Source organism: Clostridium sp. 19966 (assembly GCF_032335695.1).
Lineage (GTDB): Bacteria > Bacillota > Clostridia > Clostridiales > Clostridiaceae > JACTOJ01.
Genome location: NZ_JACTOJ010000024.1, coordinates 26,298 through 50,275, shown reverse-complemented (window position 1 = coordinate 50,275; position 23,978 = coordinate 26,298). Strand labels below are relative to the sequence as shown.

Genomic DNA, 23,978 nt, shown 5'->3' with positions numbered 1-23,978 from the left:
TCTACGAATTTCAGAAAAGAGGTGAAAGAATGCTGTTTTCAAGCGTGGTATTCATATTATATTTCCTTCCCATAGCTCTAATTTTATATTACGGAACTTTTTTTTCTAAGACCTTACAAAATATTGCCTTACTTTTATTAAGCTTGGCATTTTATGCTTGGGGCGAACCTTCCTATGTACTGCTTATGGTGGGTTCTATAATTTTTAACTATGTGCTAGGCCATCTCATTTTTTATTTTAAAAGCAAGAAAAAGTATAGTAAGTATTTTTTGATATTAGGCACTGCAGGTAATTTGGGTTCTCTTTTTATATTTAAATATTTAGCCTTTGTTGTAAGAAATCTAAATCAGCTGCAAAGCCATCAAATAGCTATTCCTAATATAGCTCTTCCTATAGGAATTTCATTTTTTACTTTTAAAGCTGTATCTTATCTTGCAGATATATATAGAGGAAAGTCCAAGGCAGAAAAAAATCCACTTTATGTAGGCTTATACATAGCACTGTTTCCTGAGCTTTTGGCCGGACCTATTTCTAGATATGAGGATATAAAAAATCAGATCAAGAAAGAAAAAATCACCTGGCAGAAATTTTCTGTTGGAACTTGCAGGTTTGTAACCGGTATGGGAAAAAAGCTTCTTATATCAAACAGCATGGCTGTAATTGTAGACAGAATTTTTCAAATGAATTCAAATAGTGCAGTGACGGTTACTCTAGCATGGCTTGGAGCTATAGCTTATACCCTGCAGATATATTTTGATTTTTCAGGTTACTCTGATATGGCTATAGGCATAGGACTTATGTTTGGTTTCAAGTTTGAAGAGAATTTCAATTATCCCTACATATCAAAATCCATAACTGAGTTTTGGAGAAGGTGGCATATATCTTTAAGTTTATGGTTCAAGGACTATCTATATTTTCCTTTAGGCGGTTCCAGAGTTAAAAACAAGGATAAGCTTATAAGAAACCTATTTATAGTTTGGGTATCCACTGGAGTATGGCATGGAGCCGAATGGACTTTTATAATATGGGGATTTTTAAATTTTATTTTTATAGCTTTTGAAAAGCTCATTTCCTTTGATGAACTTGAGATACCTGCTGTATATAGACACATATATGCTTTGTTTGTCATAAATTTGGGCTGGGTTATATTTAGAGCAAATAATATTTTGGAAGCAGGGAATTATATAGCTTCTATGTTTGGATTCAGGCATAATGGCTTTTGGAGTCCTTACACTTTCATGTTTATAAAGGAAAATCTGATTTTTATTATTGCGGCAATAGTTTTATCCACACCGATTGCAAGAAAGACCAATAAATTCATCGTAGATAAAGCTTTTGGATACAGAGTTTTAGATGGATTATACCCTTTTGCCATTGTGGGACTGTTCTTGGTATGCATGTCCTACATTGTAAAAGGAAGCTATAATCCCTTCATTTATTTTAAGTTCTGAGGGAGGATAAGGTATGAATAGACTTTTTATTAAAAAATTTGTAACCTCTGTTATCATTATGGCAATGATTTTTATATTGGCTTTTCAGAACTTAAAAAGCACCTATAAACCTATAATTGATGCAGTAAAAACTCAAGAAAAAAAGACACAGAAATTAAGCGATGATATAAATGCTGCTGAGAATGCAATGACGGATAGTACCTATGGAAAATATAAATCTATAGAGTTATATGGATATATTCAAAAGCTAATGGATAAAAATGAGGAATCTAATTTTGAGGTAGTCAAAGATAAAAATGGAGTGTTGCATTATACTTTCTTTGCGCAAAAGCCTAATCCGGTATATGAGTTGGTTAAAAGAACAGAGACCCTAAAGAAGAATCTTAAGGATAAAAAAACAAAATTTGCATATGTTATGCCTCCTGACAAATACTATAAAGGATACACAAAGCTGCCTTACGGTATCCCTTACGATTATGCCAATGAGACCGCAGATACATTTTTGGATCTGCTTAAGAAAAATAATATAGATACCATAGATTTAAGAAAAAATTTAGATAAAAGCGGTATAGCACTAGAGGATATGTTTTTTAAGACGGATCATCATTGGAATACCAAAACAGCCTTCTGGGAATTTGGGCAATTGGCTAACACTTTGAAAAATCAATATGGAGCCAATATATCAAATATGAATTTTTATACGAATAAAGATAACTATAATTTTATAACCTATCCGAATTGTTATGTAGGTTCCATGGGAAGAAAGACGGGAATAACTTACTCGGGAGTAGATGATTTTACTCTAATATATCCTAAGTACAGTACTGATTACACATATTATTCTAATACTGGAAAGCAGGAAACTACCTTGAGCGGCAGATTTGAAGAAGCGCTTATTACTGTATCTCCTTTTAGGACTCAGAAGGGAACCTATGCTTTGGAAGCAGATAAATATTCTTCTTATTTGTTTGGAAATCAAGGTATAGTGCATGTGGTAAATAAAAATATGCCAAAGGGTCCGAAGATATTGTTTGTAAAAGATTCTTATACCGTGGCATTGGCAGCCTTTCTTTCCACAGTTTGCTCTGATATTTATATGGTAGACCCAAGATACTATACAAGAAATATAACGGACTATATAAACAGCGTGAAGACGGATTTTGTATTTGTATCCTTTTATCCTCAGGATTTAACAGAAGATTTCTTTAAATTTTAAAACAGATATTAATAATAGGAGGGTGGGGTGCTGATAATTTGAAAAGAAAAGCGTATAAATTAGTTGTTTTATTTATTATGCTCATCATAATTGCCGCTGCGATTTTTCAGGCTTTAAAAAGTAAAACTGATGTAAAGGATAAAACCTATACGGATAATTACTATGAATATTGGAAGAAAAATTTCGTTGAGGATACAGCTGAAAACATGAGCAGAGTAGTAGACCCTCAGCGTAATAATATCACCGTAAGCGAAGGTATGGGCTATGGAATGCTTTTTGCTTCAGCTATGGGAGATTATAATTTATTTCAAAAGCTGTGGAACTATACTGAAAAATATTTAGATGATAACGGGCTTATGAATTGGCAGATAGCTGCTAGTGGTAAAATAATAGGAGAAGGTTCTGCCTCGGACGCAGATGAGGATATAGCCTATTCACTGCTGCTTGCAGCTAAGAAGTGGAATAATAGTGATTATGATAATGCTGCTAAAGCAATGGTAGAGGCTGTAAAGAAAAATGATATTTCCTCAGAATATGTATTGCTGCCTGGAGATAAATGGGGAAGCAACAGACCTTTTAATCCTTCCTATGCAGCACCTCTATATTACCTAGATTTTCAAAAGCTGCAGGGTCAGGATAAAAGCTTTTGGCAGAAGATAATTAAAGCAAATATGGACTTATTGGAAAAGAACATGGATAAGAATACTGGATTTTTACCTGATTGGATAAACGAAGATGGAACTATAGAACAGAAAGATAACATATATGGCTACGAAGCCTTGAGAGTTCCATTAAGGCTTATAAGCTTCTATGAAGCAAGCAAGGATTCTGGAACTAAAGATATCTTGCAAAGACAAGAAGAGTTTTTGAAAAGCATAGGCATAGATAAGCTGACAGCGGAATACAGCAGGGATGGAAAGGCGAGACAAAACTACATTAATACCTCTTATTTGGCCTCTTACGCTGCTTCTAGTTTAATAAACTATGAAGCAAGCTTTAGTAAACAATTGATAGATAAGCTTAAAGCCAGTGATGATAAAAGCTATTATGGAAGCTCGCTAAAGCTTTGGACCTTTCTTATTATCAGCGGAAAAATAAAATAGCCCAGTGTTTTGGGCTATTTTGTTAGCTTAAGCGTGAACTTTACATTCACTGCAGGAGCAATTCTTATTGCAGGACTCCACATGTATCATCACATCAGAATTTTTCAGAGAAGTTTCTATATCATTTTCTATATCATCACATATATGGTGAGCTTTTTCTACGGACATATCCCTTGGAACCACAAGATGAAGATCTATATATTTTTTACTCCCGCTTCTTCTGGTTTTTAGCTCATGATAATTGCAATAGACCATATTGTGGCCTTCTATAGCCTGACGTACTTTCGTTATTTCAACATCAGAAAGCTTAACGTCTAGAAGAGGCTGAAAAGCAGTTTTTAAAAGCTCGCAGGCTTCCCTCAATATGAAAACAGCCACACCTATTGCCACAATTGGATCTAAAAAATTCAGCTTTGTAATATAAATTAAAAGAAGTCCTAATCCAACGCTGAAAGAAGTAAGCACATCTGCCTTAAGGTGAAGAGCATCAGCTTCAAGAGCTATGGATTCCTCTTGTTTTGCAATTTTATATAGTTTCCTAGAAACTATGTAATTAACAAGAGCTGATATAAACATTACAATAAAACCTAAACCAACAGATTCTATTTTGCTAGGGTTTATTAATTTTTCCACGGCTTTATATATTATAATAATAGAAGCTATGAAGATTAAAAGTGCCTCTATCACACCAGATATATTCTCTACCTTTCCATGGCCATAAGGATGATCCTTATCCGCTGGCTTGTCAGATATAATTACTGAAAAAAAGGCTATTACAGCAGCCAGAAGATCCATAGAAGAATGAATAGCTTCAGAAATTATACTAACGGAGCCTGATAGAAATCCCACTATTAATTTCATTATTATGAGACTTGAATTAGATAATATAGAAAGCCTAGCAGTTTTTGTTTTGCTATTCAAATAATTACCTCCTATTAATTATTTACTGAATAAAATATACTTAAAAATTACATCTATATAGTATATGCATTATCATTTGAAAAGTGATTATAAAAGATTATATATTATAAAAACTATTGTGTCAATTAATATTCTGAATGTTATGGATTATCAATTGATAATAAAATATAAGTGATAGGGTTTTTCATGAAAATGAAAAAAGCAGCATTAAAAATATATGCTGCCTTATAAAAACATTAAATTTTCATTAGATTTTTATCTTGTTGGTATTACTTCTAGCCAATAATCATCAGGGTCATTTATAAAGTAGATTCCCATGCCTGGATTTTCAAAGCATATGCAGCCCATTTCTTCATGATGCTTATGAGCGGCTTTGTAATCATCTACTTTAAAAGCGATATGAGATTCATTATCTCCTAATTCATAAGGCTCTTTTCTATCTCTAAGCCAAGTTAGCTCTAATTGATGCTGAGAGGAGCCATCCCCTAAGTATACAAGTATAAAGCTTCCATCAGAAGCTTCTTTTCGTCTAACTTCCTTAAGACCAAGGGCTTCTTCGTAGAATTTTAAGCTTTTTTCTAAATTTAAAACATTTATATTATTGTGATCAAATTTAAAATTCATTTTAATTTTACCTCCTTAAAGTTATAATAAAATTATAGCATATGAACAGGAGGATTATGTATGAAAAATTTTGATGTAAAGATTAATTATCTATATCACAGCGGATTTTCTGTAGAGACTAAGAACTACTTTTTAATATTTGACTACTACAAGGATGAGCCGGATAATGGTGAAAAGAGCTTAGAAAATGGCTGCATAGGAGATAAAGAATTAAGCATAGATAAAAAAATAATAGTATTTTCTTCACATATACATCCAGATCATTTCAATCCAATCATAATGAACTGGAGAGGAAAAAGACAGGATATAGAATATGTGCTCAGCAATGATATAAGGCGCAAATATCGTTATGAGGGAGTTCATTATATAAAACTTTATGAGGAACTTCAACTTGAAGGTTTGACCATAAAAGGATATGGATCAACAGATGCTGGGAGGTCCTTTATGGTAAATGCGGACGGAATAAATATTTTTCATGCTGGTGACTTGAATTGGTGGTACTGGTGGGATGATACAGAGGAAGAGAAGAAACAGATGGCAGGAAAGTTTAAAAAAGAGGTATTAAAAATTGCCGAGGAAAATGAGAAGCTAGATATAGCGTTTTTCCCTGTAGATCCAAGGCTTAAGGATAATTATAGCCTAGGAGGAGAGTACTTTATTGAAAAAACAAAGCCTGAGATTTTTATTCCTATGCATCTTTGGGATGATTATAACACTACCAATAGATTTAAAGAAAAAATTAGTAATACTGACACAGAGATAATAACCTTTGATAAAAGAGGGGAAAGGCTTTTGTAATTAATTATATAGTGGCAGTTCAACGCAGATTTCAAGTATATCCTTCTGCAAGGCTGCGCTGGTACTGCCACCCATCTGTTGTGCTAAAAGCTGTACAATGGATAGCCCAAGACCTGTACTTTTACTTCTGGCTTTATCGCCGGTATAAAAACGGTCAAAAAGTTTGGTAACATCAATATCTGAGGGATTATTTACTGAATTCTTAAAGGATATGACAGCATTTTCAGTGGCTGAAATCTGTATTTTTATATTACTTTTAGAGTGCTGAACACAATTTCTTATGAGATTTTGTATAATCCTTGTGGCAGCTTCTTTGTCACAGAACACAAATACAGGCGAAGTCTGGGAGAAGTCTGCCTCAATTTGCTTTTCTTCAAAAAGTTCAACAGAAGCTGCTATGCATTCTGCTATAAGATTGGTAAGATTGATTTTTTCTGGCTTTAAAATATCATCCACATTTAAAAGATAGGTATATTCAAAAAAATGCTCTATGAGGCTGCCTAGCTCATCTACATGTTTTTTAGCAATTTTTAGCTTGCTTTGCTGCTGCTTTGAAAGAGGTTCTTTTTCTATCAGCTGTTGATAGCCTTTTATGGCGGTAAGAGGTGTACGAAGGTCGTGGGATATGTTTGCAATCATTTCTTTAAAGTGCTTTTCTTCACGAAGCACATCAAGACGGAGTTTTTCCTCCGCCTTAAGACAGTTGTTTATATTAACGGCCAAAGAAGTGAGCTCTTTATTAATCATTTCCAAGCTAATGGGCTGACGGGTATGCTCTTTTAATCTCTTGCCTAATTGAAGATTAATGCTGCGTAATTGCTGCTGCAAAAATATAATATAAAAAATGGACAAGATGCTTATAATACTTAAAACAACAACAATTATATTCAAACTTTTCACAAACCTTTCATTACTTAATTTCTGCTTTTCTAAATATAAAATAGGTAAGAGACAGCATTACAAAAATAAATATTAAACTTACAGCCAGAGTCTGCAAAATATAGCCTGGACTTGTATTTAAGGTGATAAGAGAATAGTTTCCGCCATAGGGTATCCAAGAGGAAATAAGGTTAAAGGCTTTAGAGCTAGTACTTAATGCTCCAAGCTGAGCACAAAAGATTGTAAAAGCATAATAGATTGCTAAAACAATCACTGGTTTTTTAACCCCTAAAACAAGAGGGACGCAAATACTTATTTGAGCAGCGTACACCACTAGTAAAGTTATTACAACAGCTATAAGCTTCCATAGCTGCCCTGCTGCCAAAGATTTACCACTATCTGAAGCTATGAAGTGAAGAAAGCCCACAGAAGCAGAGCTAACACTAAATTTATCTCCTGTTAATATAGTTACAATAGTCACTATAGCGTAGGGGAGCAGCAACAAGGTGGAAGTGAAAAGAAATACAAGTGCTTTACTGAAAATAATCTGAGCACGGCTGGAGCCATTTGCAATAGCATCATGAATGATTCTGTTTTCGAAGTCTCCACAGATAAAAATTCCTGCTGCTAAGGAGCCAATAATACTTATCATATCTGCATCTGCCAGCAGAAAGCAAATACCAGACATGTTGGAATCAATTTGTCCTTTAGGTATAAAATAGGACAATATTGCCATGCCAATTGAGGTAAAGACCATAATTGCAAATAATATTTTCATTGCTGCTGATTTACGCAATTTATATAAATCCGCCCAAATTAGATTATACATTTTTATTACCTCCTACAATAGAAACGAAGTAGTCCTCAAGAGTGTCACCAGCTACTGAAAGGTTTGTAACCACAATATTATTTTCAAAAAGGACCTTCGATACTCGTTCCTTTTCATTTAAATAATCGTAGAGTTTAATGGTTTTGTCTGGCATAACCTTGTAGTTTTGCGTATTTAATTTAAGTTCTAGGACACTAGCTAATTTTTCAGGCTGCTGGCAGCTTATTAAGATATGATGCTTGCAGCATTCTTCAAGTTCAGAAAGCGTTAACGCCTGCTTTATTTCTCCTTTATGGATGATAATATAATCTGTAGCGGTTTGGTACATTTCAGGTAGATTGTGACTTGAAATTAGTATTGTCATGTGTTTTTCTTCACATAGTTTTTTAATAAGGTTTCTTATCTCCACTACACCTATGGGATCAAGTCCATTTATAGGTTCATCAAGAATAAGAAGTTCAGGATTTCCTATAAGAGCAACAGCGATGCCTAAACGCTGCTTCATGCCAAGAGAAAAATTCTTTGCCTTCTTTTTTCCAGTATCAGAAAGACCAACAAGCTTTAATAACTCCTCCTCAATGGATTCATCCGGTATACCTTTCATAATTCTGTGAAGTTTAATATTTTCTTTTGCAGTCATAGTAGAAACCACGCTAGGATATTCAATCATAGAACCAAGTCTCTTTCTTTCTAATTGAAGGGATTTTTTATCATTGTGACCAAATAGCTCTATACTGCCGCTGCTAGGGAAACAAAGGCCTGTGATAAGCTTCATAAATGTAGATTTTCCTGCGCCGTTTTGCCCTATTAAGCCGTAAATTTTACCAGCTTCTAAGGATACAGATAGGTTATTTAAAGCAGTAACACCATTATAGCTTTTGGTAAGCTTATCCGTTTTTAAAACATATTCTTTCATTTTTGCTCACCTTTCCTTTCTTGATACCAGTATAGGAGCTAAAGGTTTAGAAAAGGTTAAGAATTAAATAGAAAGTGTGGAGAAAGGGATAATTATTCCTTGAATAATCTGTAGCCTAAGCCCCAAACTGTCTCTATGTAATCCTCCTTTGGATTTACCTTTTTAAGCTTGTTTCTTAGGTTGCTTATATGTGTTTTTACAGCGTTGTCATCACCAAGATATTCTTCTTGCCATATGGATTCATATAGATTAGCTTTGGTAAAAACCTTACCTTTATTTTTAATTAATAGTTCTAAAATTAAATATTCTTTAGCAGTGAGGTCAATTTCATAATTATTCACGGTGACACGCTTCGCAGCTTCATAAAGGAGCATGTCTTTATAATTAAGGGTATTGCTTTCCTTTAACTGGCTTCTAAATCGTCTTAAATTAGCTTCTACTCTTGCAGTAACTTCACCTAAATCAAAGGGCTTAGTAATATAATCATCTGCCCCAAGTTTAAGAAAATCTATTTTTGTGCTGACCATATCCTTGGCGGAAATAATGATAACCGGGGTTTCACAAAATCCTCTGATTTCCTTTAGAATTTCATCTCCGCTTTTATAGGGAAGCATAATATCCAATAAAATTAAATCATACTTATTATTTTTGATTTCATTGATACCCTCTATGCCTGTGTAAGCAGATTTTATTCTATAGCCTGCGTCCGTTAAGGCCTCAGCTAGCATTAGATTCACATCCTTGCTGTCTTCAACCACGAGAATGGTTTTCATGAATATTCCCCCTAGATATTTACTTCGAATTTTCGTATTACATTAAATAAAATTATAACATATATCACCTTTTTATAATATTATTGAAAATAATAGAAAATAAAAAGGAGAAGTTACATAAGATAACTATCTCCTTTATAATATTTAAAATTTTATATTCCTTTGGAAATTAATTTTAAAATTCTTCGTATACACTAGGATCCTGATTATTTATTCTGCCAGCTGCCTTTGAAAAGCTAGAAATAATATTCATTTCTTCTGCAGATAATTCAAAATCAAATATATTTAAGTTATCACGCTGATGCTCTATGGAAGATGCTTTTGGAATTGGAATAGCTCCAAGCTGTACATGCCAACGTAAAATAACTTGAGAGATAGATTTATTGTGAGCTTTTGCTATGTGAGCTATTTTTTCGTTTGATAATAAATCATTGCCTCTTCCAAGAGGGCTCCAGGATTCTGTGGCAATATTGTGCTCTTTGTGCCAAGCAAGTTGAGCTTCTTGGTTAAAATAAGGATGAAGCTCTATCTGATTTAGACTTGGCAGTATACCAGTTTCTTTTTCCAATCTTTCCATATGTTCAGGTAAAAAGTTACATACGCCTATAGATTTTATTAAGCCTCTCTTTTGAGCTTCTATAAAAGCCTGCCATGCTTCAACATATAGATTTACTCTTGGATTTGGCCAATGAATAAGGTATAAGTCGTAGTAATCTAAGCCTGCTCTGTATAGGGATTCTTCAATAGTTTTCAAGGCTTCCTTGTAAGCATGATGACGTCCTGGCAGCTTAGAGGTAATGATTAGCTGATCTCTTGAAACAGAGCTTTGTTTAACAGCCTCTCCTACAGCACCTTCATTTTCATAGTTAAAAGCGGTATCAATCAATCTATAACCTAAATCAATGGCATTTTTTATGCTTTTTACGCCTTCTGATCCATTTAAAGTATAAGTTCCAAAGCCGATTGACGGTATTTTTAATCCATCATTTAGTACTATTTCTGAAATATTGTTAGACATAATAAACCCTCTCTCTTATTGCTCTTTTAGGTCCTGTTTAAATCAGTGTTGATTTTTACACTGATTTAAACATTCCTTCTTTTATAAGAACCTTTTTAACTTCTGCTATATACATGGTATGGTAATCTTTTTCTGGATACCATTTTTCATCTAAACTACTATCTAGGAATAATTCAGGTTCAAATTTTTGAGCATATAGTTTCTTACATATAATCGCTATAGACCCTTCTTCAAAGTAAGGGGTATTATCAGAATGCTGAACTGTTAAATTAGTTTTTGCTATTTTGTCTTCATCTCTTCCGGATACATTGCCTATATAAGCTAATTCTTTTTTGAATTTTCCATCAAAAAATGTTAAGGAAAAAGTATCCGAACCATCAACAAATTCCTTGGTATAACGAGTAGGCCTTATAGTAATGAATGCTACATTTTTTCCCCACATAACACCTAAGCCACCCCAAGATGCAGTCATGGTGTTTATTTTGTTGTCTTTTTCAGCTGTAATGGTCATCCAATCACTACCGATAATTTGAAAGGGACTTTTATTTAATTCCTCAGGTTTGATTTCTTTAAAATTTGGCATAGTATCTCCTCCATTCTTAACAATCACTTTGAAAATCATTTATATATTTTATGATATAATATGTGTATTAATAAATACAGTATGCACTTTTATGTAAGATACTAACGGAAAGGAAAGTAATAGTATGGATAAGAAGGTAGTAGTAGATTCAGAGCCTATTGAATACACATTGTCTATAATTGGCGGCAAGTGGAAAATAATCATAATGTTCTGGCTTTGGAAATGTGAAGTTATGCGTTATGGGGAATTAAAAAAATCTATTAAAGGAATCACTCATAAGATGCTGAGCAGTCAACTTAAGGAATTAGAAGCAGATAATATTATACTTCGTAAAGAATATAGTCAAATCCCTCCTAAGGTTGAATATTCTTTGTCTAAAAAAGGAATATCTCTCATGCCTATTTTAAGAGGGATGTGCAACTGGGGAAAAGAAAATTTAAACTGTGACAGCTGCAATGAAAAGGCAACGTCATAAGTATGAGTATACACTAAAAGAGAGCAGACATTACTGCTGCTCATTAGTTTTGTTTAAAAATATTATTTAATGGAGTGGTACAAAGGGTAACTTTTTTGCCTTTATTTCATTGCTGCAAGAATTTCTTCAGTTGACCTTATTTTACCCATTCTAGGGAAGATATATTTACAAACAAAATCCTGTTCTTCTTTAAAGGATGCAGTCATGGCGTCCTCAACAAAAAATTGATTATATCCATGCTGGTAAGCTTCCCTTGCTGTGGTGTCCACACCTATAGAAGTGGAAATACCGCATAGAACAATGGTGTCTATACCTCTGCGGCGAAGCTGAAGGTCTAAATCAGTGCCATAGAAAGCGCCCCACTGCCTTTTAGTAATGACATGAGCGTTTTTAGTGTTTGCTATTTCAGGAACTAAATCATCCCAGCCTGCTGGGAATGATTTAGCATTAGCCTTTAGGTCAGTTTCTGGCTTAACCATGTCTTTTCCGTCTAGAGTAGAAACTCTTACTAGAGCTACGAAGGCTCCCTTTTCTGTAAAAGCATTAACTAAGCTGGCAGCCTTTTCGATAACCTGAGCACTAGTATAGGGTGCACCAGGCGTGTTTACAATTCCTTTCTGTAGATCAATGACTACAAGAGCTGTTTTTTCTGCATTAATAAAATCCATTTTAATTCCTCCTTTAAATAGCTTGTTTATGATTAATTACTTTATAAGCTTTGAAATAAACCCAGGCTGCATTTATTAAAAGCAGTGCGCTTGTTATAAAGAACACATATCTTATGCCTAGCAAAGCAGCCACCTGCCCGCCAAGCACTGAACCTGCAAATACCCCTAGATATCCAGCGGACATATTGAAACCAAAAACTCTTCCTGTAAGATTAGATGGGGTTATTTTCTTTACCAGTATATTAACGGAAGGCGTAAGTCCAGCAGAGGTCAGACCTAACAGGAATCTTAGAAGCATCAGCTGCCAGGGACTGGTTACAAAAGCTTGAGGTATAAAAATTATTCCTGCTGCTGTAAGTGAAAATAATATTACTTTGTGAGCTCCTATTTTATCAGAAAGCTTTCCAAGCCTTGGAGCAGCCAATATATTGGCTAAGCCTGAAGCCGAAAAGGTTATTCCAGCTAACAGTGCCACATGGCTTGAGTTTTTAGATAGCTGAGAGATATATACTGTGACTATGGGTTCTACGGTATATAAAGCTACTGTCAATATAAAAAAGGTCACAAATAAGGTGATGGTTAAGCTTTTCTCAGGAACTGCGTCCCATACCTGTTTAATATTCAGCGTCTCTTTATTTTCTCTTACAAAGGATTCCTTAACAAATATAAGAGTGGTAATAAAGGCAATCATCATTAGTGCCCCAGTTATAAAAAATACATTCTGCATACCGAAGTTTTCACTTATAAAACCGCCTATAGTTGGTCCTAAAAGCGAACCTGCAATATTAGCGGTTGAAAGGGTGCCAAGAGCATATCCAGCATGCTCCTTATCAGTTTGAGTAGCAATCAGCGTAGTGCAAGCCGTGCCGTAACCTGTTATAGCACCTTGAAGCATTCTTAGCGCTATTAGTATATATACATTTTGAGCAAAACCCATAAAAAATATAACTATAGACATACCAAGACTGGCTCTTAAAAGCATTGGCTTTCTTCCAATTTTATCAGCTGCACTTCCCCAAATAGGAGAAAAGATAGCCGAAACAATGAAGGTAACACCGAAGGCGATTCCGGAGAATTCAGTGATTGCCCCAGTGCTATTTACTCCAAGATGTTTAATATAGAGAGGAAGCACTGGAGCAATCTGGCTCATTCCAATGCCTGTTACGAACATGCCAAACCAGCAAAATATTAAGTTTCTTTTCCATAAAGTCATAATTTATCACGTCCTTTACTTTATACTATAATAATAAACTATAAAAAATAGTTTGTAAACTATAATTTATAGTTTGATAAAAAAGCTTTATAATGTTAAACTATTTGCATAGCCTTAAACTAAGGAGTGGATTATACATGCAGAAACGAAATTTGACCAAGGAAAAAATTATTCAGGTAGCTTTTTTGCTGGCTGATGAAATTGGTCTTAACCAAGTTACATTCCCTAAAATTGCAGAAAAACTAGATATAAAATATCCTTCTTTATATAATCATTTTGATAACATGGATAATCTTAAAAGAGAGATGACTATATTTCTTTTAAATGATTTAAATTTAAAATTGATGCAGGGATTGATTGGAAAGAGCGGAGAAGCAGCGGTAAGAGAATTTGCCAATACCTACAGGGAATTTGCTTTTAAAAATAGGACTGCTTATAGCTTGTTTGTAAATATTCCAAGCATGGAAGATGAGGAATTATATAAGCTTGCTAAGGAAACTACTAGTATAATTCACAAAATTTTGGAGTTTTACATAAAGGACCAAACTTATTTAATTCATAAAAGCAGAGCTTTAAGAAGCTTGCTTCATGGTTTTGTATCTTTAAGCTTTGCGGGATATTTTAAGGGAGAAGCTAGTTTAGAGGATAGCTTTAAATTTATGATAGATGATTTTATTATGTCTCTTTCCAAAAAATAATAACGTGCAGTAAAGCACGTTATTATAATATATTTATCTCATTTCAATATTTTCAAATAGCTTTCTTGATAGTAATATACAGATGATATCTATAATACAGTTGTAAGCTATCATTATCAAATAGCTCAGCATTTGAGCTGAAGATACGCTAACTAACAATCCAACCACTATTCCAGGGACTACTATAAGAATAAAAATAAAGATTTTTAATATGGGTTCTATAACCGGGCTTATCTTAACGCCAAAAATTCTTCTAAGAAGCATGTCTGCATATAAGTATACAGATCCAAAGCTGGCATAGCAGATAGTACATAAAATTATGGTTATAGGATTTGCCTTTAGTAGTATTCCGCAAACTAAAAATATAGCGAGTCCATCTACTAGATTTTTAATATGGTCTGTAACAGTAGAATAAAAAATAATAGAAGAAGATTTTTGAGGCATCAGATAAACATAATGTCTTTTAAGCTCCATATTCCATTTGGATTGAATGGAGAATATTAAAAGCAGATACACAGAAAAATAAAATATTCCTGTGACTCCTATGCCTTTAGAGAACAAAGAAAATATTCCAGAGCTTATAAGAAATAAAAAAGTTCTTTTATCTACGAATAAAATGCCTTCTTTTTTTGCTTCTAACAAGCATTTATCTAAAATGGCTTTTGCACCGAAGCTTACAAATCCATTCTTAACTTTTTTAACATTTTTCTTTGTGCTGCTCATGGAGTATAGACCCTGCTTAGATTTTGCAAGTATAGCCTCCCTTCTTTCAGTAGCAGCTATGGCGTCTTCGTAATAATCCATATTGATTTTATATAAAACAAAGCACATAAGTACAGAAAAGGCTAAGCATAAAGCTATATAAAGCAAGGTACTTATAGAAAAACCATAAAACCCAGTCATTAGTATTTTCATTATCCAGCCTATTACTGGTATGTAATCTGTAAAATCTAAATTTAAATATACTATTACAGCAGAGTATATATCCTTGTAAAATAGAAGCTGATATAAAAAGCCTAAAGCTGCAAGTGTTATAAGTCCATAAAGAGTTAAATCCACAGCTTTTCTATGCTTAGGAGATATACTAGCCACAGAATAAGTTATTACGGATATTATAGAAGAAACAAACACAAGTATAAAAATTCCTATAAATATAAAAATAGCTCCATAGGATTTAATATTAAAAAAGTTATATAAATTAGGAATTTGAAAGAGCAAGAAAAATATAAATATAAAGCTCACGTAGAGCTGTTTCACAAAACCGTATATAAGAATAGCCTGAGGCCTTATAGGTGCGGTGAACAGAAAATTTACGTCACTTAGCTTAAAGAAAGAGGCACCATTTTTCTTACCTTGGGAAGCGCTGGTATACATCATGAAAACAACAAAGCCTAGAGCGATGGCATGAAATAATGAATTGCTCTTCTTTAGAATATTAGTTTTATTAGAATGAGAACCTGCTGCCACTGAAAATATGAGCAAAGCTACTATAGCCACATAAAGTATAAGCTTTGCAGGATGCTTTTTTAATTCTTTAAGGCTGTTTATTATATTTCTTTTGATTAAATAGGAAAGACCCCTCATTTTTATATGCCCTCCGTTACCTCAAAGAATATTTGCTCAAGAGATTCATTTTTTTCTGCCAGCTCTTCTCTGGTCCTTTGAAATACTATTTCTCCATCCTTCATAATCAGAGCTTTATCCCATAACTCGTCTACACTGTCAATAATATGAGTGCTTATCATTAATGAACAACCTTCATTTTTTAATTCTGTAAAAACAGTTTTTAATTCTTTAATAGCCTTAGGGTCAAGTCCTATCATAGGTTCATCAAACAATATAACCTTAGGGTTAGTTATAAGGCCGCAGCATATGCTTACCTTTTGCTGCATTCCCTTTGATAAGTCTTTGCCTAATTTGTCTCTTTTGTCATCTAAATCAAATCTTTCAAATAGCTTATCCATTTTTTCTTGGTAATCATGAATATCATAGGTTCTAGCTATGAATTCTACATGTTCCTGAACGGTCAAAAGATCATATAGGGCTGGGACTTCCGGAACATAGGAAAATATCTTTTTTGCTTGTAAAGTCTTATTTAGATATGAATCTATAGCTATTTCTCCATTATATTTTAGAAGACCAGCTATACATTTTATAGTTGTACTTTTTCCAGCACCGTTTGGTCCTAAAATTACTGCTATTTCTCCATTTGCTACAGAAAAACTCACATTGTTTACAGCAGCAGTTTTGTTGTATACTTTTGTTAAATTTGAAACCACTAACATCTCCAAAACCCCCATTAAATAAAATTCTATTATAAGTATATTATGGCATTAAAGTATGTACAAGCATAATATGTAAATTTGAGCTTAATAATTGCCATTTATACAAAGTTTGTTTGGACAAAAAAAGAATGTAGAAATAATTAAAAATTTCTACATTTCTAAACTACGTTTCGGGGGGACCTCCACGTAGTGGTTTATATAATTATATACTTATTGTTCAGCATAAAAGTGTCCAAGTTTTATGAAATTAAATGATATAATTAATTTTTTATAAAATATGTACTTATACTTAAAATAAACAATTCACAAAAATATATAAAAAATGTGCAAAAAACATAGGCTTATCCACAAGTTATCAACAAAATGTACACAAAATGTGGATAACCTTTCTTTAAATTTAAGTTATCCACAAAAATAGAGCGAAAATTTAAAATATTTGTGATAAAATATAACCAATAAAAACAAACATATTGATGACTTGGGGGGTAATAGAATGGGGAAGAACTATCTAAATATGATAATATATAAAGATATGCTGGAGAATAATATAGTAAAGCTTATGCTTAATGCAATAGATTTAAAACTCCAGAAGAAGCAGGAGGAATTAAGGGCTTTAGGTAATCAAATATGCAGTGAGCTTTTGATGGAGTCAGATACAAATAATTATGATGATAATTTGTGGAAAAGCCATATAGTAAATTTGTTAATAGCAGACGAAAATCCATTTTCATTAGCCTGCGAAAAAGGTGAATTGACAAAGGAAACATCTCTTTATAAGATGGGCTTAAGAGATTTAACATTAATAAAGCAGCTATATGACACAGAAATAGATTTTTTAGATGAAGAAATAAACTCCTGTATTTACAGCTATAAAGGAGCAAAAAGCGATGGAATATTAAATAAAATAAAAGCAGCCTTTGAAAGTTTTGAAAATGATGAACAAATAGCCGATTTTATGGTAAAATTTTACTATGAGAACGGAAGCGGCATATTAAATAGGTATAAGGCTTTTAGATACGACACAAACAAGAAGCTTATAGGCATATATAATATGGACACAATAACCTTTGATGATATCATAGGCTGTGACCAGCAGAAGAAGGAGCTTATGTCAAATACAGAAGCCTTTATAAAAGGCTATCCAGCTAATAATGTTCTTCTTTATGGGGATAGAGGTACGGGAAAATCTTCCTCTATAAAAGCACTTATAAACGAATACTATTCTTCAGGTTTAAGGGTAATAGAAATAAGCAGGCATCAATTAAGCTTGTTTAACGATATTGTAGATTGTATAAGAGGAAGAGGACTTAACTTTATAATTTTTATGGATGATTTATCCTTTGAGGATTTTGAGACAGACTATAAGTATCTTAAGTCTGTTATGGAAGGTGGATTGGAGCTTAAGCCATCAAATGTTTTAATATATGCTACCACTAATAGAAGGCATATTATAAAGGAAAATTGGAAGGATAGAGAAGGAAACATCGGAGATATAAGCATTAACGAAGCAATGCAGGAGAAGCTTTCTTTAGTGGATAGATTTGGAGTAACAATAATTTATTCAGCTCCTAATCAAAATGAATATTTAGACATAGTATTTGGACTAGCGGAAAAAAATAATATAGATATGGATAAGGATGAACTTAAAGCAGAGGCTTTAAAATGGCAGATGTGGCATAATGGAAAATCGGGAAGGACGGCAAGACAATTTATAAATTTTTTATTGGGAAGAGGTGTAAAGTGAGAAAAAATAAATTGGGCCTAAAAAAATTTTATGTTCCTATAGTTTCTCTACTAATTTTATCTTCGTTAACTTTATCCGGCTGCAGCTTAGTTGGAAGTAAAACTGAGGATAAGGCAAAAGCAATGCAAACTGTAAGCAAATTAAACCTTTCAAAGCAGGATTTAAAGGATGAAAAAATAAGGCAGTCTTTATTAGAGCTTGGGCTTACAGATAAAGATATAGCTGATTTAGAGAAGACCCTTCCAGATGCCAAAAGCGGCACTACAGTGGAAGCAACGGATACCAGCACTGCTAATAAAGGTGTTTCAGATATACAAAATGGAAGCGTTACTACCGAAAAAAGCAATGATAGTGTGAGCAATGTAAAAACCACCACCGCTGAAAGTCAGGAGGATGTATATAATTCAGTGAAAAATGCTTTAGAAAATGGAGAGGATACAATTTCAATAAAATCAAAAACTATAGATAAAAATGCTATGGAGAAAATGGCTATAAACGCAGTTGAGTATTACGGTTACGGCGGTTATATATCAGAAGTAAGTGAAAATGTGTTTTTAAATAATTTTATGATTTATATTAAGTATAAGCAAGGGAAGGATACCTTTAAAGCTCAGATAAGTCAAGTAAAAGACAAGGTTAGCAAAATAGTGGCACAGCTCATAAAGCCTGGTATGAATGATTTTCAGAAAGAAAAAATGCTTCACGACTATGTGGTTAATAATACAAGATATGATCAGGCAGCCTTAAGTAATCTTGATGGTAATCCAGATACGTTTACTGCTTATGGGGTGCTGTTTAACAAAAAAGCTGTATGTGAAGGATATGCTGAAACTATGTATAGGCTTCTTAATGCAGCAGGTATAGAAAATATTTTAGTTAAAGGACAAGCTGATGATGCTCTGCACGAATGGAATATAGTTAAAATAAACGGAAAATACTATCATCTTGATGCCACCTTCGATGACCCAGTTGCTGACAAGGACTATTTAGACTACAACTATTTTAATTTAACAGACAAGGAAATTTCTAAGAATCACTCTTGGGATCAACGGAACTTTCCCGGATGCCAGTCCACTGCAGCAGATTATTTTATATATAACGGACTTTATGTAAATAGTACAGAAGCTTACAAGAAGCTTTTAGCAAATCAAATTCAAAATAAGGTTTCTCCAATAATATTAAAAACTGAAACCTTTGATAAGAATAAGTATAATACTAATACAGTAAATGATGTATTGAAAAGTAATCCAAGCTTATATAAATTAATTAACGCCAATGAACCCTATAGCTATTCCTATGATGACAACACTAATGTTATGGCAATAAGCTTGAGCTATAAATAAGTTAATAAAAGATAGGCTGCCGTTTTTACAGCAGCTTTTTCTTTTGCTCTATGAGTTGTGAAGAATATGTTTTAAGCTGTAGATATTATTTATAGTAAAATCAACAGCCTTTTAAAGCATATCCTTATTTTATGGTATAAGTCTTTGGTCCTTCTGTGAAAGAGAAGGTTTCAACCTCTTCAGTATCTATATAGAAAATTTTAAAAATAGGATTTTCAGGATTTTTATAAATATTATTTATACCTGGGTTTTCTTCTAAAGCACGAGTCTTCAAAGCTAGATCTTCTACAAAAACTACTTTTCCGTTTACGGATACTACAGGAGTAAAATTTTTAGGATAAGTGCAGAAAGAAGCAGCAGGATTTTCGGTAAGCTGCTTGTAAACTGGCTTTTGACTATTTGTGCAGAAATACACCTTGTCTCCGTCGTTAAAAAGATATTGAAAAACACGAGTTGCTAATTTTCCTTCATTTATTGTAGCTAAAACTCCATTAGGATTTTCTTTTAATATTGATGCATAATCAAACATAATATAACCTCCGAGAACTAAAATTTATTATTGGGCCCTGTAAATATCATAGTTTTATAGGTATATATTGTAAAGTAAGCACTTTAAAGTGGTATAGTAACCTGAAAGTTACAATTATGAGCTGTGAATTTAATAACATTAACATATATCCAATATTGATATATATTATTGCTATATTGATAATTTTAACGTCTAAATAAAGTTATATATTGATAAATTAATAAAAAAGTTCTAAGTTTAATTAATTATGAAAAAAAGCTTGAGTTTAACCTTAATATAGTTGTATGTTTTGATGAAATTATCAATTATTTATTTAAAATGAATGAAACCATCAATTTATATTTGGAGTTGAATATATGAACGATAAATTGGAAATAAAAACCTTTGATGAATTAAAGCAAAGACTATCCTTCAGTTCTCAGGAGTCTACAGTATATAAAAAGCTTGGATGCTTTATTGAAAACAATCTTACGGAGATTATATTTATGACTGCAGGAGAAATAGCAGCTTCAGCAGATGTGAGCCAGGGAAGTGTAACTAGGTTTTGTAACTCCTTAGGGTATAGGGGCTATAATGATTTTTTAAGGAGTCTTCAGGTTTTTGTAAGGGAAGAGATCACTGCCCCTCAAAGACTGCAATATACCCTTCATGACAGCAACAGTATTTCTGAAATTATTGATATGGAATACAACAACATGAAGCAGTTAGAGGCTATTTTAAGTTCATCTGCTTATGGAAGTATGGTGGACAGGATTCTGGAAGCTAAGGAAATAATTTTGCTTTCTTCTAGAATGTCGGCCACTCTGCTTCCTCATATAGCTTATATATTAAATAAAATAAGGGATAAAGTAGAATGCATCACTCCAGATAGTCAGAAATGGGACACTTTGCATTTGAAAAATCCTAAGGAAGTACAAATATTGACTATAATGTTTCCAAGGTATCCTAATAATCTACTTGAAAAGCTTAAGGAGCTTAAAGCAAGTGGCTTTTCTATCGCTGGAGTAACAGACAGAATAACTTCACCTTTATTTAATTTGGGCAAGCCTGTCATAGATATTCCTTTAACCAGTTCCTCTATTTTTGATATTTACAGCACTCCAATGCTTTTCTTTAATTTGCTGCTTAGGGATGTAGCTAAGAAGATAGATGGGCTTGATGATAGATTGGATAAACTTGAGGAATATGAAAAAACTAAAAACATATATTATAAATCTGCATCGCACTAAAGAGATGTTTTAAAACAGTGCAAAATAGTTTTAAGAAGTGAGGTAATTTTTTTATGCAGTATAAGGATGAGGCTAAGGCTTTAAATATAAAGGTAAACAAAAAAAGATTAGAAAATAATTTGCAGGCTTTAGCAGAGTTTGGCAAAAATCAAAATGGTGGTATAGATAGAAATTTTGGGTCTGAAGCTGATTTTCATGCGAGAAAATGGTTAATAGAAATGTGGAAAAAGGAGTTAGGAGCTGAAGCTTACATTGATCCTATTGCAAATTTATGGGTAAGGCTTCAGGGCAGTGAGGCCTTAAAGCCTATAGTATTAGGTTCCCATCATGACAGCGTAAAAAATGGAGGCAGGTTTGATGGAGCTTTAGGCATACTTCTTGCATCAGAGGTGCTCAAAAGAATTAAAGAGGAGGGTTTAAGCTTAAGACATCCTTTAGCCATAGTTTCCTTCTCCGCAGAAGAGCCTAACCCTTTTAACATATCCACTATGGGAAGCAGGGTTTCTGTGGGAAAGGTAACTAAAAAGCAGCTTAAGGAGGCTTTTGATGTTAACACCAAAGAAAAACTTGAGGATGCCATTAAATTTGTGGGAGGAGATGTGGAGAAGCTGGAAAATAGACTTCTTAATGAAGGCGATTTGAGCGCATTTATAGAGTGCCACATAGAGCAGGGAAGAAATCTGTTTGATAAAGGCTTATCCCTTGCAGTTGTTAATAAGGTTACAGGTATATATAGAGAAAAGGTAAAGGTAAAAGGGGAATCCAATCATGCAGGTACCACTAAAATGGAGTTCAGACATGATGCACTTATGGCAGCTTCAGAGCTTTGTCTTGCCTTTGAAAAGATAATAAAAAGTTTTAACAGACCAGATGTGGTAGGAACTATAGGTTGGTTTAATATAGAACCAAATTCAGCAAATATCATTCCAGGAGAGGCTAATTTAATTGTAGAAATAAGAACACCTAATAGTGATATAAAGGAAGATATAATAAATAAGCTTACTCAGTGCGTGGAAGAAATCATCAGAAAGAGAGAAGTTGAGCTTCAAAGAGAAGTAATACTTAATCAGCCGGAGGTAACCTTTGATGAGACTGTAATAAACGCCTTGAAGAAAGCAAGTGAAGCAATAAATGAAGAATTTATGGAATTAGTGAGCATGGCAGGTCACGATTCTGTGCATATGTCAGATATAACAAGGACAGGTATGCTTTTTGTAAAGAGTATAGATGGAAAAAGTCATTGTCCAGAGGAATTTACTAATATTGAAGATATAGAAAAAGCAGGTAACGCCTTGCTAGAAGCAGTTTTAATACTAGATAAAGAGCTTGATTAGAATTATAGGAGGGATACGTAATGATACTATATTGTCCAAAGTATTTGTACCACCAGGAAGAATTTAAGGAAGACATGGCTGTGGCTGTGGAAAATGGGTCAATTGTAAAAGTGGCTTTAAAAAAAGATTTAATGCAAAAATATCCAGCTGCAGAGATAAATCAGTGGGAGGATATGCTTTTGGTACCAGGTGCAGTTAATTTGCACAACCATTGTTTTCAGAGCCTTTTAAGAGGACTATCCTGTGACAGACCCTTTTTAGAATGGAGAGATGAGGCTCTATATAAATATTCTCCTAGATTTAAAAAGGAGCATATATACGGAGGAGCTTTGTTTGCCTTCGGAGAAATGATGAAATATGGAGTAACTACTGTAAGTGACTTTTTCTATCTTCATAATTTCGGCTTGGAAAGTGATGAAATGATAATAAAGGCAGCAGAGGATATAGGAATTAGATTAGTGCTTGCCAGAACCATGTATGACTGGAAGGGTGCTCCAGAGGGATATCAGGAAAGTATAGAAGAGGCTGTAAGCAATACGAGATATCTTGCTAATAAGTATAAAGATTCTGATATGGTAACTGTAATTCCAGCACCTCACAGCCTTCATGCAGCAACTCCTGAGATGATTCAGGCAGGTCATGCTCTTGCCAAGGAGCTTGGCTGCAGATTCCATATCCATGTGGCGGAGGAACCTTTTGAAGTGGAAGAATGTAAGGCAGCACACAATGGTCTTACTACTATAGAAGCTCTTGATAAGCTTGGAGTGGTAGATGAGCATATGGTTATCATACATGGCGTATATCTTAAGCCTTCTGAAATTCAGCTTATGGGAGAAAGAAAGGTAAGCCTTGCCTATTGTCCATCCAGCAACATGTTCTTGGCAGATGGTATAACAGACCTTCCAGCAATGATGAAGGCAGGGGTAAATATAGGGCTCGGTTCAGATGGTGCCTGTGGAAATAACCGTAACAGTGTTTTTGAAGAAATGCGTATGGCTTCGCTATTGCAGAAGGTTAACACCTGTGATGCTATGTGCGTTAATTATAAACAGGCTTTTGACATGGGAACTAAGCAGGGAGCAGAGATACTTCAGCTTTCAGTAGGAGAAATTGAAGAAGGTAAGAAAGCGGACTTTATCGGAGTAACTATAAAAGATCTATCCATGCAGCCTATTTCAAAGTCAAAGGAACAGCTGCTTCCAAATCTAGTTTATGCTATGCAGCCTCACTGCATCAAAAAGGTGGTAGTGGATGGAAAGCTTACTGTTGATGACGGAAAGCTCCTTACAGTATCAGAGGAAAAGATAATAGAGCTCGTTAATAAGATTATGGAGGAAGTGGAGAACTAG

The 23,978-nt window shown here is 33.7% G+C and carries 24 protein-coding genes; 11 read left to right on the top strand and 13 right to left on the bottom strand.

Annotated elements, in window-relative coordinates:
• The first annotated feature begins 29 nt into the window (after nucleotides 1–29).
• Genes IAI10_RS19695 through IAI10_RS19685 form a run of 3 tightly spaced genes read left to right on the top strand, consistent with a single transcriptional unit; the run spans nucleotide 30 to nucleotide 3,770 of the window.
• Nucleotides 30–1,451, top strand: coding sequence for an MBOAT family protein (locus IAI10_RS19695; protein ID WP_315675020.1), 1,422 nt, complete (start codon nucleotides 30–32; stop codon nucleotides 1,449–1,451).
• A gap of 13 nt (nucleotides 1,452–1,464) precedes the next feature.
• A complete protein-coding gene (locus IAI10_RS19690) occupies nucleotides 1,465–2,667 on the top strand; it encodes an alginate O-acetyltransferase AlgX-related protein (protein ID WP_315675019.1) in 1,203 nt (400 codons plus the stop codon).
• A gap of 38 nt (nucleotides 2,668–2,705) precedes the next feature.
• On the top strand, nucleotides 2,706–3,770 hold the full coding sequence (locus tag IAI10_RS19685; protein WP_315675018.1) for a glycosyl hydrolase family 8: 1,065 nt from the start codon (nucleotides 2,706–2,708) through the stop codon (nucleotides 3,768–3,770).
• 27 nt (nucleotides 3,771–3,797) lie between these two features.
• On the opposite strand, the gene IAI10_RS19680 is transcribed toward IAI10_RS19685, so the two are convergent.
• Both IAI10_RS19680 and IAI10_RS19675 read right to left on the bottom strand, forming a co-directional pair.
• The gene (locus IAI10_RS19680) at nucleotides 3,798–4,691 is read right to left on the bottom strand and encodes a cation diffusion facilitator family transporter (protein WP_315675017.1); all 894 of its coding nucleotides are present in this window, start codon (nucleotides 4,689–4,691) and stop codon (nucleotides 3,798–3,800) included.
• A 255-nt stretch (nucleotides 4,692–4,946) separates the two neighbouring features.
• Nucleotides 4,947–5,315 (bottom strand): VOC family protein, encoded by a 369-nt coding sequence (locus tag IAI10_RS19675; protein ID WP_315675016.1) that lies wholly within the window; start codon nucleotides 5,313–5,315, stop codon nucleotides 4,947–4,949.
• Nucleotides 5,316–5,375: 60 nt separating this feature from the next.
• Here IAI10_RS19675 and IAI10_RS19670 point away from each other — a divergent pair, with 60 nt between their 5' ends.
• Entirely contained in the window at nucleotides 5,376–6,113 is a 738-nt protein-coding gene (locus tag IAI10_RS19670) for an MBL fold metallo-hydrolase (RefSeq protein WP_315675015.1), read from the top strand.
• On the opposite strand, the gene IAI10_RS19665 is transcribed toward IAI10_RS19670, so the two are convergent.
• The 6 genes from IAI10_RS19665 to IAI10_RS19640 all read right to left on the bottom strand — a co-directional run bounded on the left by IAI10_RS19665 (nucleotide 6,114) and on the right by IAI10_RS19640 (nucleotide 11,111).
• Entirely contained in the window at nucleotides 6,114–7,013 is a 900-nt protein-coding gene (locus tag IAI10_RS19665; RefSeq protein WP_315675014.1) for a HAMP domain-containing sensor histidine kinase, read from the bottom strand.
• A gap of 10 nt (nucleotides 7,014–7,023) precedes the next feature.
• Nucleotides 7,024–7,821, bottom strand: a complete 798-nt coding sequence (locus IAI10_RS19660; protein WP_315675013.1) for an ABC transporter permease — start codon at nucleotides 7,819–7,821, stop codon at nucleotides 7,024–7,026.
• The gene (locus IAI10_RS19655; protein WP_315675012.1) at nucleotides 7,814–8,737 is read right to left on the bottom strand and encodes an ABC transporter ATP-binding protein; all 924 of its coding nucleotides are present in this window, start codon (nucleotides 8,735–8,737) and stop codon (nucleotides 7,814–7,816) included. The genes IAI10_RS19660 and IAI10_RS19655 overlap by 8 nt, the downstream gene beginning before the upstream one ends.
• A gap of 92 nt (nucleotides 8,738–8,829) precedes the next feature.
• A complete protein-coding gene (locus tag IAI10_RS19650) occupies nucleotides 8,830–9,510 on the bottom strand; it encodes a response regulator transcription factor (protein ID WP_315675011.1) in 681 nt (226 codons plus the stop codon).
• 175 nt (nucleotides 9,511–9,685) lie between these two features.
• Complete coding sequence (locus IAI10_RS19645; protein WP_315675010.1) at nucleotides 9,686–10,528, bottom strand: aldo/keto reductase; 843 nt, start codon at nucleotides 10,526–10,528, stop codon at nucleotides 9,686–9,688.
• 55 nt (nucleotides 10,529–10,583) lie between these two features.
• A complete protein-coding gene (locus IAI10_RS19640; RefSeq protein WP_315675009.1) occupies nucleotides 10,584–11,111 on the bottom strand; it encodes a flavin reductase in 528 nt (175 codons plus the stop codon).
• Between the two features lie 124 nt (nucleotides 11,112–11,235).
• Between IAI10_RS19640 and IAI10_RS19635 the strand changes: the two genes are divergently transcribed.
• Nucleotides 11,236–11,586 carry a winged helix-turn-helix transcriptional regulator gene (locus IAI10_RS19635; RefSeq protein WP_315675008.1) on the top strand — a complete coding sequence of 117 codons (351 nt, stop codon included), beginning with the start codon at nucleotides 11,236–11,238 and terminating at the stop codon, nucleotides 11,584–11,586.
• A 101-nt stretch (nucleotides 11,587–11,687) separates the two neighbouring features.
• Here IAI10_RS19635 and IAI10_RS19630 read toward each other — a convergent pair whose 3' ends face one another.
• Both IAI10_RS19630 and IAI10_RS19625 read right to left on the bottom strand, forming a co-directional pair.
• Nucleotides 11,688–12,254, bottom strand: coding sequence for a hydrolase (locus IAI10_RS19630; RefSeq protein ID WP_315675007.1), 567 nt, complete (start codon nucleotides 12,252–12,254; stop codon nucleotides 11,688–11,690).
• A gap of 13 nt (nucleotides 12,255–12,267) precedes the next feature.
• Complete coding sequence (locus IAI10_RS19625) at nucleotides 12,268–13,467, bottom strand: multidrug efflux MFS transporter (protein WP_315675006.1); 1,200 nt, start codon at nucleotides 13,465–13,467, stop codon at nucleotides 12,268–12,270.
• A 137-nt stretch (nucleotides 13,468–13,604) separates the two neighbouring features.
• Between IAI10_RS19625 and IAI10_RS19620 the strand changes: the two genes are divergently transcribed.
• Complete coding sequence (locus IAI10_RS19620; RefSeq protein ID WP_315675005.1) at nucleotides 13,605–14,165, top strand: WHG domain-containing protein; 561 nt, start codon at nucleotides 13,605–13,607, stop codon at nucleotides 14,163–14,165.
• Between the two features lie 33 nt (nucleotides 14,166–14,198).
• On the opposite strand, the gene IAI10_RS19615 is transcribed toward IAI10_RS19620, so the two are convergent.
• Complete coding sequence (locus IAI10_RS19615; RefSeq protein WP_315675004.1) at nucleotides 14,199–15,749, bottom strand: putative ABC exporter domain-containing protein; 1,551 nt, start codon at nucleotides 15,747–15,749, stop codon at nucleotides 14,199–14,201.
• A 2-nt stretch (nucleotides 15,750–15,751) separates the two neighbouring features.
• Nucleotides 15,752–16,450: an ABC transporter ATP-binding protein gene (locus tag IAI10_RS19610; RefSeq protein WP_315675003.1), complete on the bottom strand. Its 699-nt coding sequence runs from the start codon at nucleotides 16,448–16,450 to the stop codon at nucleotides 15,752–15,754.
• A gap of 493 nt (nucleotides 16,451–16,943) precedes the next feature.
• Here IAI10_RS19610 and IAI10_RS19605 point away from each other — a divergent pair, with 493 nt between their 5' ends.
• On the top strand, nucleotides 16,944–18,194 hold the full coding sequence (locus IAI10_RS19605) for an ATP-binding protein (RefSeq protein ID WP_315675002.1): 1,251 nt from the start codon (nucleotides 16,944–16,946) through the stop codon (nucleotides 18,192–18,194).
• Entirely contained in the window at nucleotides 18,191–19,537 is a 1,347-nt protein-coding gene (locus IAI10_RS19600; RefSeq protein WP_315675001.1) for a transglutaminase domain-containing protein, read from the top strand. Before IAI10_RS19605 ends, IAI10_RS19600 begins: the two co-directional genes overlap by 4 nt.
• Before the next feature lie 124 nt (nucleotides 19,538–19,661).
• Here IAI10_RS19600 and IAI10_RS19595 read toward each other — a convergent pair whose 3' ends face one another.
• Entirely contained in the window at nucleotides 19,662–20,066 is a 405-nt protein-coding gene (locus tag IAI10_RS19595; RefSeq protein WP_315675000.1) for a pyridoxamine 5'-phosphate oxidase family protein, read from the bottom strand.
• Nucleotides 20,067–20,422: 356 nt separating this feature from the next.
• On the opposite strand from IAI10_RS19595, the gene IAI10_RS19590 reads away from it, so the two are divergent.
• Genes IAI10_RS19590 through IAI10_RS19580 form a run of 3 tightly spaced genes read left to right on the top strand, consistent with a single transcriptional unit; the run spans nucleotide 20,423 to nucleotide 23,978 of the window.
• Complete coding sequence (locus IAI10_RS19590) at nucleotides 20,423–21,295, top strand: MurR/RpiR family transcriptional regulator (RefSeq protein ID WP_315674999.1); 873 nt, start codon at nucleotides 20,423–20,425, stop codon at nucleotides 21,293–21,295.
• A gap of 53 nt (nucleotides 21,296–21,348) precedes the next feature.
• Nucleotides 21,349–22,629, top strand: a complete 1,281-nt coding sequence (locus tag IAI10_RS19585) for a M20 family metallo-hydrolase (protein WP_315674998.1) — start codon at nucleotides 21,349–21,351, stop codon at nucleotides 22,627–22,629.
• A gap of 20 nt (nucleotides 22,630–22,649) precedes the next feature.
• Nucleotides 22,650–23,978 (top strand): amidohydrolase, encoded by a 1,329-nt coding sequence (locus IAI10_RS19580; protein ID WP_315674997.1) that lies wholly within the window; start codon nucleotides 22,650–22,652, stop codon nucleotides 23,976–23,978.